This window comes from Aminobacter anthyllidis, from assembly GCF_018555685.1.
Lineage (GTDB): Bacteria > Pseudomonadota > Alphaproteobacteria > Rhizobiales > Rhizobiaceae > Aminobacter > Aminobacter anthyllidis.
In genome coordinates, this window is the sequence record NZ_JAFLWW010000003.1 from 699,311 (window position 1) to 713,500 (window position 14,190).

18 protein-coding genes are annotated in these 14,190 nt (G+C 64.8%); 6 read left to right on the forward strand and 12 right to left on the reverse strand.

All coding sequences use genetic code 11. The annotated features are described in order from the left end of the window. Positions 1-26: 26 nt before the first annotated feature. Together J1C56_RS12955 and J1C56_RS12960 are read right to left on the reverse strand one after the other, a co-directional pair. Positions 27-1,166, reverse strand: coding sequence for an efflux RND transporter periplasmic adaptor subunit (locus J1C56_RS12955; RefSeq protein ID WP_214389711.1), 1,140 nt, complete (start codon positions 1,164-1,166; stop codon positions 27-29). 52 nt (positions 1,167-1,218) lie between these two features. Further along, positions 1,219-1,824: a TetR/AcrR family transcriptional regulator gene (locus tag J1C56_RS12960; protein ID WP_214389713.1), complete on the reverse strand. Its 606-nt coding sequence runs from the start codon at positions 1,822-1,824 to the stop codon at positions 1,219-1,221. A gap of 309 nt (positions 1,825-2,133) precedes the next feature. On the opposite strand from J1C56_RS12960, the gene J1C56_RS12965 reads away from it, so the two are divergent. Then, positions 2,134-2,778, forward strand: a complete 645-nt coding sequence (locus J1C56_RS12965) for a DUF1326 domain-containing protein (protein WP_214389715.1) — start codon at positions 2,134-2,136, stop codon at positions 2,776-2,778. Then, positions 2,775-3,644 (forward strand): DUF2182 domain-containing protein, encoded by an 870-nt coding sequence (locus J1C56_RS12970; RefSeq protein ID WP_214389717.1) that lies wholly within the window; start codon positions 2,775-2,777, stop codon positions 3,642-3,644. The genes J1C56_RS12965 and J1C56_RS12970 overlap by 4 nt, the downstream gene beginning before the upstream one ends. On the opposite strand, the gene J1C56_RS12975 is transcribed toward J1C56_RS12970, so the two are convergent. The 3 genes from J1C56_RS12975 to J1C56_RS12985 all read right to left on the reverse strand — a co-directional run bounded on the left by J1C56_RS12975 (position 3,641) and on the right by J1C56_RS12985 (position 5,597). Further along, a complete protein-coding gene (locus J1C56_RS12975) occupies positions 3,641-4,168 on the reverse strand; it encodes a GNAT family N-acetyltransferase (RefSeq protein ID WP_214389719.1) in 528 nt (175 codons plus the stop codon). The genes J1C56_RS12970 and J1C56_RS12975 overlap by 4 nt on opposite strands. Positions 4,169-4,174: 6 nt before the next feature. Next, positions 4,175-4,732, reverse strand: coding sequence for a helix-turn-helix domain-containing protein (locus tag J1C56_RS12980; protein ID WP_338001432.1), 558 nt, complete (start codon positions 4,730-4,732; stop codon positions 4,175-4,177). 190 nt (positions 4,733-4,922) lie between these two features. Beyond that, entirely contained in the window at positions 4,923-5,597 is a 675-nt protein-coding gene (locus tag J1C56_RS12985; RefSeq protein ID WP_420797385.1) for a class I SAM-dependent methyltransferase, read from the reverse strand. Positions 5,598-5,753: 156 nt separating this feature from the next. Between J1C56_RS12985 and J1C56_RS12990 the strand changes: the two genes are divergently transcribed. Continuing rightward, a complete protein-coding gene (locus J1C56_RS12990; protein WP_246591331.1) occupies positions 5,754-6,548 on the forward strand; it encodes a polysaccharide deacetylase family protein in 795 nt (264 codons plus the stop codon). Between the two features lie 154 nt (positions 6,549-6,702). Here the strand turns inward: J1C56_RS12990 and J1C56_RS12995 are convergent, their stop codons facing one another. The 5 genes from J1C56_RS12995 to J1C56_RS13015 all read right to left on the reverse strand — a co-directional run bounded on the left by J1C56_RS12995 (position 6,703) and on the right by J1C56_RS13015 (position 10,422). Further along, positions 6,703-6,996 (reverse strand): GYD domain-containing protein, encoded by a 294-nt coding sequence (locus J1C56_RS12995; protein ID WP_214389723.1) that lies wholly within the window; start codon positions 6,994-6,996, stop codon positions 6,703-6,705. A 165-nt stretch (positions 6,997-7,161) separates the two neighbouring features. After that, positions 7,162-7,734 carry an S-(hydroxymethyl)glutathione synthase gene (gene gfa / locus J1C56_RS13000; RefSeq protein ID WP_214389725.1) on the reverse strand — a complete coding sequence of 191 codons (573 nt, stop codon included), beginning with the start codon at positions 7,732-7,734 and terminating at the stop codon, positions 7,162-7,164. Positions 7,735-7,896: 162 nt separating this feature from the next. Beyond that, positions 7,897-8,541, reverse strand: coding sequence for a VOC family protein (locus J1C56_RS13005; RefSeq protein ID WP_214389727.1), 645 nt, complete (start codon positions 8,539-8,541; stop codon positions 7,897-7,899). 184 nt (positions 8,542-8,725) lie between these two features. Continuing rightward, a complete protein-coding gene (locus J1C56_RS13010; RefSeq protein ID WP_214389728.1) occupies positions 8,726-9,424 on the reverse strand; it encodes an aspartate/glutamate racemase family protein in 699 nt (232 codons plus the stop codon). A gap of 86 nt (positions 9,425-9,510) precedes the next feature. Next, positions 9,511-10,422: a LysR substrate-binding domain-containing protein gene (locus J1C56_RS13015; RefSeq protein ID WP_214389730.1), complete on the reverse strand. Its 912-nt coding sequence runs from the start codon at positions 10,420-10,422 to the stop codon at positions 9,511-9,513. 107 nt (positions 10,423-10,529) lie between these two features. Here J1C56_RS13015 and J1C56_RS13020 point away from each other — a divergent pair, with 107 nt between their 5' ends. Beyond that, positions 10,530-10,709: a hypothetical protein gene (locus J1C56_RS13020; protein WP_214389732.1), complete on the forward strand. Its 180-nt coding sequence runs from the start codon at positions 10,530-10,532 to the stop codon at positions 10,707-10,709. 148 nt (positions 10,710-10,857) lie between these two features. Beyond that, positions 10,858-12,345 (forward strand): serine hydrolase, encoded by a 1,488-nt coding sequence (locus J1C56_RS13025; protein WP_246591367.1) that lies wholly within the window; start codon positions 10,858-10,860, stop codon positions 12,343-12,345. Positions 12,346-12,356: 11 nt separating this feature from the next. Here the strand turns inward: J1C56_RS13025 and J1C56_RS13030 are convergent, their stop codons facing one another. Together J1C56_RS13030 and J1C56_RS13035 are read right to left on the reverse strand one after the other, a co-directional pair. After that, a complete protein-coding gene (locus J1C56_RS13030) occupies positions 12,357-12,740 on the reverse strand; it encodes a nuclear transport factor 2 family protein (RefSeq protein WP_246591332.1) in 384 nt (127 codons plus the stop codon). Between the two features lie 20 nt (positions 12,741-12,760). Next, positions 12,761-13,399, reverse strand: coding sequence for a glutathione S-transferase N-terminal domain-containing protein (locus tag J1C56_RS13035; RefSeq protein ID WP_214389738.1), 639 nt, complete (start codon positions 13,397-13,399; stop codon positions 12,761-12,763). Positions 13,400-13,506: 107 nt separating this feature from the next. Between J1C56_RS13035 and J1C56_RS13040 the strand changes: the two genes are divergently transcribed. Further along, positions 13,507-14,136: a TetR/AcrR family transcriptional regulator gene (locus tag J1C56_RS13040; protein ID WP_214390273.1), complete on the forward strand. Its 630-nt coding sequence runs from the start codon at positions 13,507-13,509 to the stop codon at positions 14,134-14,136. Positions 14,137-14,190 lie beyond the last annotated feature (54 nt).

Sequence of the window (14,190 nt, forward strand, 5' to 3'; positions counted from 1 at the left end):
ATCGGCCGCCGCGGCAGGCACTGTCTTTAGCGAATGGCCGCGGTGGCTTCGTTCGAAGCAGCGCGCTGTTCCGGCGTCGGCAGCTTGACCTTCAGGTTTTCGGCCATGAACTGCGTTCCGGCGGCGACGACGATGTCGCCCGGCTTCAGCCCGTCGGCGACCTGGACGCCGGCATCGGCGAAGCTTGCGACCTTGATGCCACGGGCATGCACCTGTTCGTCGTTGACGACCCACACGATGTCCTTGCCGTCCTGATTGGCCAATGCGCTGAGCGGGATCGACACGAACTCCTTGCCGTTATTTACCGACGCCTCGATTGTCGCACTCATGCCCAGCAGCACGCGGGCATCATCGGGCAGGCTGACGCGCACCGAAAACGTCCGCGACTGCGGATCGGCACTGCCGGCGACCTCGCGCACCTTGCCGTCGAGCACGAGCTTGTCGTCGGACCAGAAGCTCACCTTGACCGGCTTGCCGGGCTGGAACTGGGCGATCTCCAGTTCGGGAACGGCGATCTGCACTTCCTTGTCGCCGTCGACCGCGACCGCGACGACAGGCGTTCCGGCGCCGACCACCTGGCCGCTATCAGCGTTGACTGCGGTGACGATGCCGTTCTGGTCGGCGCGAAGCTCGGCATAACCGACCTGGTTCCTGGCCTGGCGCAGCGACGAAAGCGCTGCGTCGCGCTGCGACGAAGCCTGCTTGTAGGCAAGCGATGCCTGCTCGCGCTGGGCTTCGGACGCGAACTTCTTGGCAAACAGCTGCGCTGCGCGATCGTCGACAAGGCGGGCCGTCTCGACCTGCTTTTCGGCCGCCTGCAGGTTGGCTTCCGCCGTGCTGACGCCGAGCTGGTAGTCGGTTGCATCGATGCGGGCGAGCAGGTCGCCCGACTTCACCTTGTCGCCGATGTTGACGACCCGTTCGGTGATCTTGCCGGCGACGCGGAAGCCGAGATTCATCTCGGTGCGCGCCTTCACGGCACCCGAATAGTCGAGCTCGCGGGTCGTACCCATGCTGGCGATCTCGACAACCTTGACGGGGCGGATCGCTTCGACCGTCTCGGTCTTGGCTTCGGAGCAGGCGGAAAGGCCAACGCCAAGCAGCGACACCAGAGCCAGGCTGGCAAGAGGACGCAGGTTCGCATTGAAGGTTTTGAACGAAATCATCGTTCGCACTCCTGGTTGTCTATTGATCTTGATGTCGGCCCGTGGGCCCCGGCTATTTCAGCGCCCTGAGGGCGTAATCAGTAAGTTCCTCGAACGTCGCCCGATTGGGCTTGTTGACGCACTGCGACACCATCTGCGGATGGCAAAGTGTCGCCGTCGCGGCACCAAAGCAGCGTGCGGCTATCTGAGGGTCCTGTTCGGCGAACTCACCCGCCGCGATGCCCTCGCGGATCACCTCGGCGATGAGGTCGTGCAGCCGGTCAATGTGCTTTTCAATGACATGCCAGTCGCGCTCGAGCGCGACGACGACCATCTCATGCACCTTTTCCTGGTCGAGCATGGTCTCGACGGTCAGGTTGTGCTGGGCATGGATGAAGCGGCGCAAGCGATCGCTGGCACTGCCTTCAGCACGCAGAATTTCGCAGGCCATCTGGTAGACCGCACCGAGCATGCGGCCGCAGATCGCCTGGTGGATTTCGACCTTGGAGGCGAAAAAGCGATAGATATTGGCCGGCGACATGCCGAGGTCGCGGGCAATGTCGGCGACATTGGTCTTGGTGTAGCCGTAGTGCCTGAACAGCCGCTCGGCGGAATCGAGGATGCGCACGACAGTTTCCTGTCGCGCCAGATCCACGGGGCTTTCAGCAACGTCATTCATGTTCAGGCCGCTCGATTTTACGACTGACGAATTTCTAATTTCGTCAGTCGTAAAACGTAAATCGTCCGCAGTCAATCCGCTGCACTGCAAAAACTGACATAAGCTGCCATCGGAGCTGCGGGCCGCCAGAAAATTGGCACGCGGCAAACGCTCCGTAAGCCGGTTATGGAGACCGCCATTTTCTGCTACAGTGCATGACTTCTGGGGACGGTGCCGAACGTTCCGGTATGGCTAATCCAGCAATCCAGCCAACAAACCGGAATGAACCCGCAAACGACTTGCCGAGCTTGCAAACGCAAGGAGGTGAAGATGCCGGCCGTCACATGGACACTCAAGGGACGTGAATTCCTGCACTGCAACTGCGCCTATGGCTGCCCGTGCCAGTTCAATGCGCTCCCCACCCAGGGCCACTGCAGCGCCATCGGCGCGATCGATATCGAGCAGGGCCATCATGGCGCAACGAAACTCGATGGCCTGCGCATTGCGATGATCGTGGCCTGGCCCGGTGCCATCCATCACGGCCACGGGCAAGTTGTCGCGATCGTCGACGAACGGGCGACGCCGGACCAGCGGGAAGCGCTGCTCCGGATCATGACCGGCGAAGACACCGAGCCGGGCGCGACCTTCTTCCAGGTCTTTTCGACCACCTTCGAGAAGGTCCACGACCCCGTATTCGCCAAGATCGACATTCAGGTCGACATCGACGGGCGCACCGCCCGCGTGAACATTCCCGGCGTCATGGACGCACGCGGCGAGCCGATCCTGAACCCGGTGACGTCAGAGGCCCATCGCGCCCGCATCAACCTTCCCAACGGCTTCGAATACACGGTCGCCGAAGTCGGGCGCGGCTGGGTCAAGACATCGGGCGCGATCGAACTCGACCTCAACGATTCGCATGCGCATTTCGCCCACATGCACATGACTGAAAGCGGGGTTGTCCGCCCAACCCAATGAGCACCTCCCGCCTCGAACTGATGTTGAGGCGGGATCGGGCCGTCATCCTCGGCGCCATCGCCGCCGTTGCAGCCTTGGCATGGGCCTATGTAATCTGGCTCGCCGCGAACATGGGAGCGCTGCCGCCCGCTGGCGCTGACATGCCCGGAATGACCATGCCAGGCATGGAAATGCCCGACATGGCCACGCCCAACACGGACATGCCGGGGATGGATATGGGCACCACGCTCGCCCCTGCCCTGCGTGGCTGGAGCGTCGGCGATTTCGCCTTCATGTTCGCCATGTGGGCCATCATGATGGTCGGCATGATGCTGCCGTCGGTGGCGCCGATGCTGCTCATCTATGCCGGTGTCGCGCGCCAGGCCGGCTCGCGCGGCAAGCCCTTCGCCGCCACCGCATGGTTCGCCACCGGCTACCTGCTTGCCTGGACGGCTTTCTCCATGCTCGCCACATCTGCGCAATGGGCGCTCGAAAGCACCCTGTTGCTGACGCCGATGACGGGCATCGGCACCGCGCTCGGCGGCATCGTGCTCATCGTGGCCGGCGTCTACCAGTGCACGCCGCTCAAGGACGTCTGCCTGTCGGCCTGCCAGAGCCCGCTGCAGTTCATCATGCGCCATGGCGGCTTCCGCCCGGACCCGCTCGGCGCGATGAACCTGGGCGCGGAGCACGGCATCTACTGCATCGGCTGCTGCTGGGCGCTGATGGCGATCCTGTTCGTCGTTGGCATCATGAACCTGCTCTGGGTCGCTGCGATCGCCGCCTTCATCCTGCTCGAAAAGCTCGTCGGTCCCAGCCGCCTGCTGTCCCGGGCGGCTGGCGCCGTGCTGATCGCCGCCGGTGCCTGGATGCTGTTTGTGAACTAGAGCAGCTTGTACATCACCGTCGTCGCATCGAGCCGGTCGCTGCCGAATGGATCGCGTGCATAGGCCGGGATGACGCCCACTGTCTTGTAGCCAAGTGCCGTGTACAGCGGCTCGGCATTGTCGCCGGTGCGTGTATCGAGCGTCATCAGGCTGCGTCCCAGGTCTCGCGCCCGCGCCTCAAGCTCCCGCATCAGCAATTGCGCGATGCCCTGGCGCCTGTAATCGGGATGCACCATCAGCTTGTTGACGTCGGCACGGTGCGGCTGGTTGGGCATGGTATCGCAGCCGAGCTGCACGGTGCCGGCGATCCGCCCGTCCTTGCTGGCCACCAGCATGATCCGCGTCCCCTCGCGCACGCCTGGCAGCACCTTGTCGCGCCAGAACGCCTCGGCCTCAGCCTGCGTGTAGGGCAGCACGAAGCCGATGCTCGCCCCGTCATGCACGCAGGCATGCAGCAGCCCGCCAAGCTCGCCGAGATGGCTCGCGACGTCGTCGGCGGAAAAGATCGAAACGGCTAAGCTCATGATGCCTCACACGACAAAGAGAAAATACTTGGCACCAGCCTCCGCCGACGTGGCAAAGGCGCTCGGCCCGAACAGTTGGTAGCGCAGGCAGTCGCCGGGTCTGAGTTCATGGGCCCTGCCGTCGACGGTCACCTGGAGCTGCCCTTCGAGCAGCAGCAGATGGTGTTCGAGCCCCGGCCGCGGCGGCGCGTCGTAGGTAATGCGCGTGTCGGCATCGAGTTCGCATTCCAGCGCCTCGCCGGCCAGCGTCTGCGCCGGCGGCGAGATCGAACGGCGGCGAAAGCCGATCTCGGGATCGGACCAGACAGCCTGCGCATCGCGGCGCACCACCGGCGCGAACTCGCCTTCGACCATGTGCATCAGCCGCGACATCGTCAGTCCGTATGCGGCGCACAGCTTGCCGAGTACGCTCGCCGTCGGGCTGACCTCGGCGTTTTCGAGACGCGACAGCGTAGCCCGGCTGACAGTGCTGCGCTTAGCCAGCTCATCCAGCGGCCAGCCGCGTTCGGCCCTGAGCGACCGCAGCCGCTGGGCGATGCGCCGATCAATACTGTCCTGGTTCAACGCCCCATCCATATGAGAGAAATATTCTCGTATATGGGAATGAGTCAAGCCGCCAACGCCGCCCTCACGCTAAGAACCAGATGCCGGGCGCGAGCGGTCGTCATCCCGGAAACCGAAGCGGAGCGCAGGAACCCGGCCGCTCCCGTCAATGGGTCAGGGGGTGCGCTCACCGGAAGGCGATGGGCCGTGCCTACGCGAACGAAAACACGGCACTCGGCTTTGTCGTGGCGGCATTGCCGCTGCCGACATCCGCCACCGCATACTCAGCGACCAGTTGAAGCCGTCCGTGCGGCAGGTGCGCCCGGCCGGGGTCGCCGACAAGCACGTCGATGCCGGCGGCGACGCAGCGGTCGAGGAAGGCGGTCACACGCACCGCAAGATCGGCGTCGTAGAACAGGTCGCCAACGGCAACGATGTCCACCTCAGGCACAGGACCGCCGGTCAGGTCGCCGCCAACAGCGGTGACCTCGACACCATTCAGCGTCGCATTCAGCCCGATCGCGGCCACGCCGTTGCCGTCGACCTCGGCCGCAAGCACGGCACGCGCGCCCGCCATGGCCGCGGCGATGCCGACCAGCCCGGAACCGGCGCCAAGGTCAAGCACGCGCCGCCCCCTCACAGCTTCGGGCCTTTCCAGGAAATGCCGCGCCAGCACCAGCCCGCCAGCCCATTGATAGGCCCAATAGGGCGGCGGCGGATCGCCCTCGCCGTCCGCATCGCCGGCCAGCCGCCACAGCCCGCTGCCCGGATGCGCGGCATGGAGCCTGATCTCGGGAACCGAAGGCACCGCCACGACATGCATGTTGCAGCGGATGAACTCGGCGACATCAGTTTGTCTGTCTTGCCCGATGCCCTGGTGATTCAATGTCCGATCCCGAACCGTTGCTATGACGCGTCGACATCTAGCACGCGGCCGGTCACGCGCGCCGCTGAAATACACAGTCCGGACCGCCGCCTTTGCACAGCCAGCTGTCACAGGATACCGATATCGCCGGCGACAACTGCAGGAGCAACAGGCGCAATGATGCTGATGACAACAGGCAAAAGGCGTGGCGTCACCGCATCAGCCATCGCCGTCGTCTGGTTCTTCACTGCCTTCGTCTTGGCTTGTTGGCCGACACAGGCGGCGGACCGCACGATCTACCTGACCTTCGACGACGGGCCGCTCGACGGCACCAGCAACATCCTCGACGTTCTCCAGGCGGAAAACGTCCCTGCCACCATGTTCATGGTCGGCCTGCACGCCAAATCCAGCCCGGAAAGCAAGGCGCTGGTCGCCCGCGCCAAATCCATGCCGCTGGTGACCGTCGGCAACCACAGCTACAGCCACGCCTACAACAGGTACCGCAGGTTCTACGCCGACACCGAGGCGGTCGTCGCCGACATGGTGCGGGCCAATGCGGTGCTCGGGCTCGAGGCGCCGACCCATGCCCGGCTGCCCGGCCGCAATGTCTTTCGCCTGCCCAACATCTCGACCAACGACCTGTCGATCGACCAGCACGAAAGGAACGTCGAGCAACCGGACTACGAATTCGTCGCCGCCACCGGTTTCTGGCTCTACGGCTGGGATCACGAATGGGTCCACGACGGCACCGGCAAGCCGGTGCAGAGCGTCACAAGGCTTGTCAGCGAGATCGACCACATGTTCAGCGGCAAGGTCCGTTTTGTCAGGCCGAACAGGCTGATCCTGCTGATGCACGACGAAATGTTCCGCGACACCTTCAATGGCACGGCCAACCTCACCGCGCTCATCCAGGGGCTCAGGCAGCGCGGCTACAGCTTCGGACACATCCCCGACTATGACCCGTTGAACTAGAGCAATTCCAGGAAAACCGTGCAGCGGTTTTCCGTCCAAAATTGCGCAAAAACAACAAGATAGAGAGATTTCGCATTTCGAAGAAAAGCGGAATCTCGTGCGGGGCAGAAACCCGAAGAGACGAAAGGCCTCCGCCCCGCGACGGGAAAGAAAATCAGCCCATCTTGGCCAGGATCTTGTTCATATCCGCGGCATCGAAAGCCTTGAGTGTCTGTGTCTTGATATTGCCGAGCGCGGAAATGGACAGGCTGAGCGCCGTCGCCGTCAGGTCGTCGGGCGCCTCGACAATGGCGACCACGTCATGCTTGCCGAGTGTCCACAACAGCGTGTGAACCTTGGCGCCACTCCTGTCGGCCATTGCCCTGAACGCATCGGCCCGTTTGGTCGTCTCCCGTACCGACTTGACGCCTTGATCGGTGAAGTTCGTCAGGAAAACATAATATGCCATGCTGACCTCCCTCAGTTGAGGAGGCGTGCGGGCGCATCAGGCGTTGCCGCCGTTTCTCCCACCCGCACCCTAGCACGGGGCGCGATGGCTGGATGCAGGCAGGGCATAGGCTTTAGGAGCTAGGGCCGGCCACCGCGGGCCAGCCCAATGCCTTCAAGGCATGCCTCAGGCTTTCAGCACGCCCGACTTCTTCGCCGTCCAGGTCGCGATGTAGTCCATCAGCCCGGGCGACAGGCAATCGTAGGGCTCAAGGCCGAGTTCCTTCAGCCGGCCACGCACGCCGTCCATCTCGGAGGGGTCGACGCCCGCCTCGATGATCGACGACACGAAGGCGGCAAAGCCCGGCTCGGCCCAGCCCGCTTCCTGGAAGCGCTCGGGATGGATGAAGTCGAGGCCCTTGAAGGCATGGTCGCGCTCGACCGGACCGTACATGTGCACGCCACAGGCCTTGCAGGCATGGCGCTGGATCAGGGCCGAAGGATCGACGACGGCAAGCTTGTCGCCATTTTCCACAACCGTCACGTTTTCATGGGCGGTGACCGCCACCACCGAGAACTTGGCGCCTTCCGGCTTCCAGCACTTGGTGCAGCCGCAGGCGTGGTTGTGGGCGACCTGCCCCTTGATCGCCACTTTCACCGGCCGGTCGGCGCAGGCGCAGACAAGCGTGCCGCCGCTGAAGCTTGAGCTGCCGGGTTTGACCCCGCCGTCGAGTGCCGGATGTATCGAAACTGAAGCCATGTCCTGTTCCTCCCTGTTCTGGCGTCCGGGCGGACGCCGTCAAACGCTATGCGTCAAAGAACTCTATGAGGCTGGTCCCATACGATACATGTCGCGGCGGCATTTGTGCATATCCGCCGTTCAGATTGCCGTGAGTTCGGGGGCCCTGGTCGCCCGAACGGCTCAGTCGGCCGGGCCGGCAAACAGGATCAGGTTTCCATCCGGGTCGAGCACGATGAAATTCCTCGCACCCCAGGGCTCCTTGCGCAGCGCCTGGTGAAAGCGCACGCCAGCCGCCTGGAAGTCGAGAAACAGCTGCTTGATCTCGTCCGCGCTGTCGACGGTGATCGAGGCGGACAGCAGGTGTTCGCGTTCGCGGATATCGCCGGCAAATACCGGCTGGCACACCAGCCTGAGCGCAAGCTGCGCCTTGTCCCTGACGACCTGTCCGTAAAACGGCGGCTCGCCATGGACGAAGTCGACGGCAAATCCGAGCTTGTCGGTAAAGAACGTGCACGATGCCACGACATCGGCGACGAACAGCTGCGCTGCGGTCGAACTGAGAACGGGACGCTTGACTTGTTTGGTTGGATTGTTCACTGCTGGGGCTCCTGATTTGAGCGCCTGCCAACCGGCAAAACCCTGCTGCCGCGCGACGAGTTCCTGCGCGTCGGCGAGCTTGAACGAAGCCTGCATCACCTCGATGTCGTCGAGGTGCTGAAATCGCGGCAAACCCGCCCTGATCTCAGCGGCAACCGGGTAATAGCCTTCGCGATGCCAGCGCAGATACTGCTTGGCCTGCTTCTTGAGGTTTTCGAGGTTCGGCATGGGCGCAACTGTTGGACTGTACCTGACAGTAGGCGGGCATTGCCCTTTCGGCCTTCGCCGATGCGCCCTACGCAGCCCCGAAATCCTGCCTTGCCCGGCTCACCTTTGTCAATTGCCGCGCCAGACGCGTCGCCGGGCGATCTCCCGGCGGGCAAGCCCGGCCGTGAGACTGCCATGGGCAGGCTCACGCCAGCGCCCGCTCCACCGCCGCTTCGGCGTGGATCGCGGTCGTGTCGAACAGCGGCACCGCGCTGTCTTCTGGTCCGACCAGCAGCATGATCTCGGTACAGCCGAGGATCACAGCTTCCGCGCCGCGCGCGACAAGCCGCGCGATCACCTCGCGATAGGCGTTGCGCGACGAAGCCTCGACGCGTCCCTGCACAAGTTCCTCATAGATGATGCGGTGCACGGTGGCCCGGTCTTCCGCCTCCGGCACCAGCACTTCGAGCCCGTGGCGCCCGGCGAGCCTGCCCTTGTAGAAATCCTGCTCCATGGTGAAGGCGGTGCCGAGGAGGCCGACGCGACCGAGCCCGGCGGCGCGGATGCGCGCGGCGGTCGGGTCGGCGATGTGCAGCAAGGGAATGCCGATCGCCGCCTGCACCTCATCGGCCATGCGGTGCATGGTGTTGGAGCAGATGACGACGAGGTCGGCGCCGCCGCGCTCCAGCCGCCGCGCCGCGTCGATCATCTCCAGCGTCGCCTCCTGCCAGCGGTCGGCACTCTGCAGCGCCTCGATCCCGGCGAAGTCGAACGACCACATCAGCATGCGCGCCGAATGCAGGCCGCCCAGCCGCGCCCGCACCTGCTCGTTGATGATGCGGTAATATTCGGCCGAGCTTTCCCAGCTCAACCCACCGATCAGACCAATGACCTTTTGCGCCATGCGGCTCTTTCCTCAGACATCCAGCCTGCCGCTCTAACCCCTGGCCTGGCCATACGGCAAGCGGCCAGCCGTGACCGAACAGCAGCTCAGCGACCGCCTCTCCCCAGCGTCCGTTCGACCTCGGCCAGGATCCATTCGCGAAAAACCTTGATCTTGGGCACGTTGCGGCGCTCCTCGGGATAGACCAGCCAGAAGCCGGAGCCGTCGGAGCCGACATGCTCGAAGGGCTGGACCAGCGTGCCGTTGGCGAGCTCGTCGCGGTAGAAGACCGGCGTCAGCATCGCCACGCCATGGCCGGCGATGGCGGCGATCGCCTCATAGGCCTGCGAGCCCATCTTCGGCGCCGGGCGCTGCGGCAGCATGTCGGCGGGCAGGCCGGCACCCACGAACCAATCGCCCCACCACAGGTCGCCGGGGTCGATCTGCGGCAGCCTGAGCAGGTCGGCCGGCTCCTTGACCCCGCCGATGGTCGCCGCGAGCTTCGGGCTCAGCATCGGTGCGAAGTCGGTCGGCACGATCAGGTGTCCGGCCAGCCCCGGCGGCAGGTTTCCGTCATCCCTGCGGATGACGACATCGACCTGCTCGGTGCGGAAGTCGGTGTTTCGGGTCGTCGTCTCCAACCGCACCGCGAGATCGGGCTGTACCATCTGGAAGGCGCCGAGGTGGCGCGCCAGCCAGCTCGCGGCGAATGTCGGCAGCGTCGAGACGACCAGCACGCCGCGCGCCCCGCCGCGGGTTTCGCCCCAGGCTTCGCCCAGCATCTCGAAGGCGGCGCTGACCTTCGGCGCCAGCGCCCGGCCCGCCTCGGTCAGCTCGGTCTGCTTGGGCCGCCTCAGAAACAGCGGCGTACCGGCGCGCTCCTCCAGCAGCTTGATCTGGTAGCTCACCGCCGCTTGCGTCGTGCCGAGCTCGTCCGCTGCCCGGGTAAAATTGCCGAGCCGCGCCGCCGCCTCGAAGGCGCGGATCGCGGTCAGCGGCGGCAGCTGATTGATCGCCATAAGTTTTCCTTATGCACACATTCCGACGTTCAGTTGGATTCATAGCAAAAACAGGCGGAATGTGGCGATACCTCCTCAACAGAATTTGACCATCGAAAGCCACGCACATGACCCGCGTTACCCTGGCCGCCGCCCTCGGCCCGCTCCAGACATGGCTGACCCAGCTCGCAACGAGCACCCGCCATGGCACGCGCCGCGCCAGGTTCGATCCGCGCGAGCTGTCGCTCCACCTCAATCGCGACCTCGGTTTTCTCGACGGCCGCGACCCGGCCGGCACGATCAGATAGCCGCGTACCGCGCTTGGCTTCCTCAACGGCAGGCTGTAGCTTCCCATGCAGGCCACGCTGTAGAGGGAGCCGGCGCATGCAGCTGTCCGCAAGGTCGTTCATCCGCCGCTGCCTGGCGTGGATCCTGCCCGCCATCGCGCTGGCACCGATGCCCTCATCCGCCCAGACCGCGACAGCCGAGCAGGTCACCGCCGCGCTGGCGAAACTCGAACAGCTGGCCGGAGCAGCCGTTGCCGACGGCAGCGTGCCGGCGCTCGCCATCGGCGTCGTGCACGACGACAAAATCGTCTTCCTCAAGGGTTTCGGCGTGCGCGAAGCCGGCAAACCGGAAAAGGTCGACGCCGACACGGTGTTCCAGATCGCATCGATGTCGAAGCCGATTTCGGCGACTGTCGTGGCAGCACTGGTCAGCGACGGCATCGTATCGTGGGATTCGAAGATATCCGACCTCGACCCGGCCTTCCGGCTCGCTGATCCTTATCCGACCGGCGAGCTCAACGTCCGCGACCTGTTTTCCCATCGCAGCGGGCTTCCCGGCACCGCCGGCGACGATCTTGAGGAGATCGGCTACGACCGCGCCGAAATCCTGCGCCGTCTCCGGTTCGTCTCGCCCTCATCGAGCTTCCGCGCCGGCTATTCCTACAGCAATTTCGGCCTGACCGAAGGCGCGACAGCCGCAGCCATACCGACGGGAAAGCCCTGGGAGGCGGTCGCCGAGGAAAAGCTCTATCGTCCGCTCGGCATGGCCTCGACAAGCTCCCGCCATGCCGATTTCGTCAGCCACGCCAACCGCGCAGCACTCCACATCAAGGCCGACGGCGCCTGGGCGGCCAGGGTCGAGCGCCAGCCGGACGCGCAGGCACCGGCCGGCGGCGTCAGTTCGACGGTGCGCGACCTCGCCCAGTGGCTTCGCCTCGAACTCGCCAACGGCAGCCATGACGGCAGGCAGCTCATCGCGGCCACAGCCCTCGACCAGACCCATATCCCGCTGATGGCGCGCGGCAGCAACCCGGTCAGCGGCGGCCAGTCGTTCTACGGCCTCGGCTGGAACGTCGAGTTCGGCCGCCATGGCCTGAGCTGGGGCCACGCCGGCGCCTTCAGCGTCGGCGCCCGCAGCCTCGTCACCTTGTTCCCGAAACGGCAGCTCGGCATCGTCATCCTCGCCAACGCCTTCCCCACCGGCGTGCCCGAGGGCCTGTCGGACAGCTTCGCCGACCTCGTCTTCGACGGCAAGGTCGCAAAGGACTGGGTCAAGGACTGGAATTCGATCTATGCCGGCCTGTTTGGCCCGGCGGTCGCGGCAGCCAAGGCGACCTATGCCACGCCGCCCTCGCCGGCCACGCCAGCCCTTTCAGGCGAGGCCTATGCCGGCCGCTACGCCAACGACTTCGTCGGCGAAGCCACCGTCGCAGCCACCGGAGACGGCCTCGTTCTCAAGCTCGGCCCTGATGGCGCCAAGTCCTATCCGCTCAGACATTTCGACCGCGACCTGTTCTTGAGCTTTTCCTCACCCGAACTGCCCGACATGCCCTCGGCCGTCAGCTTCGTGATCGGCCCCGCCGGCAAGGCAACGTCAGTGACAATCGAGGCGCTCGACGGCAATGGGCTCGGCACGCTGCGGCGAATGGCCGACTGAGCTTGCCGGCTTCACGCGCCCTTGACGTAGCCCTGGGCCTCGACGATCCGCCCGCCGCGCACGCGCATCAGATTGACCCCGCGCACCGAGCTTGCGTGGTCGGCGCCCCACACCAGCCGCCACCTGATCTCGCCGCGGTCGCCGCGGGCGATGATGCTTTCCGGTTCGAAATGCGCTCCTTGCATCGTTGCGATCCCGCGCCACAGCGCGATGCAGGCAGCCTTGCCTTCATGGCGCGAGCCGTCGGGCGCCGGCTGGGTGTTTTCAATGACGCAATCGTCGGCAACGAGATCGTCCAGCGCGGCGGGATCGTGGGTCAGGAACACCTGGTTGAATCTCTCAAGGATCGTTTCGGTCTGGACGCTCTCGGCGTCGGAAAAACTTCCGCTTGTCATGATGGGCTCCATTTGCCGGGTCATGCCGCAAGGCGCGGCGCAAAGAAGATGCCGTTCGAACGCGGGTAGAGACCTTCCGCCTTGAGTGCCTCAAGCACGAGCGGCCGCGCGCCGATGCCTTTCATGAAGGCTTCAAGTTGCGGCCAGCGCGACAGGTCGATGCCGAGCCATTGCGACCAGTTGAGGCAGACGAACAGGTAGATGTCGGCCACGCTCAGCGTGCCGCCGGTGAGATGGCCGTCCTCAAGCCGCGATGCCGCCCAGTCGAGCCGCGCTGCGACATGCTTGTGCAGCACCTCCTTCACCGGCGCGTAGGCAGGCGCGAACATCTGCCCCATCGGCTTGTGGAGTTCAGTCGACACGAAATTGAGCAGCGACTGGATCTTCCGGCGCGCCTGCGCGGTCCGCGGCGCCAACCCGCCTTCCGGCTTGAGATCGGCGAGATACTGGACGATCGCCGGGCCTTCGAAGACGATCTCGCCATCGTCGAGCACCAGCACGGGGACATAACCGTTCGGATTGATTGCAAGGAAATCCTGGCCGTCGCTGGTCCGGTGCGTGGCCCGCTCGACATGGATGATTTCGACGTCGAGCCCGAGTTCCCGGGCAACGATATGGGGCGACAGCGAACACGCCGCTTGGTGGATATAGAGCTTCATTCTGGTCCCTCCTGCTGGTGTACGACGAGCCGCGATTGGCATCTCGACTTTTATGCGATGTCGCATATAATAATCGGGACTGTCAATGTTTTTATGCGAGGCCGCATATAATGAACAATGCCAAACGTGGACGCCCGATCGAGTACGACCGTGACCTCACCTTGCAGCGGGCGGGCGACCTTTTCTGGTCGGGCGGTTTTGCAGCAAGTTCGCTCGATGCGTTGAGCGAGGTGACCGAGATGACGCGGCCGAGCCTGTCGGGCGCCTTCGGTGACAAGGAAGCGCTCTACATCGCAACGCTCGAGCGCTACCGGGACACCAGCGTCGCTGCGATGACCACCATCTTGAGCGCGGCGCGGCCGCTGCGAACCGAGTTGGCCGAGGTCTACGCCAAATCGACGGATGCCTATCTGGCATCCGATGATGCTGCGCGTGGCTGCCTGCTGATTGGCACCGCCTCCGTCGAGGCCGTGCATCGCCCGGCGGTGCGCCAGGTCCTCCAGCAAAGCCTGGGTGCGTTCAATGCCATTCTGGAGCAGCGCCTGCGCAAGGCGATTGCCCAAGGCGAGCTTGGCGCTGGCGCGGATGCGGCAGGCCTTGCTTCCGTCGCCTCGGCCGTCATGCATTCCCTGGCCGTGCGCGCCCGCGCCGGCGAGCCGCGGGCAGCACTCGACCTGCTGAGCAAGGCGGCGATCGACCTGATCTGCGGCAAAGACCCCGCTGACACAATAAGCTAGGTTCGCGCAAGCCGGAGCACTTCGGCCGGTCTACCCAGCAACGACGGATCGGCG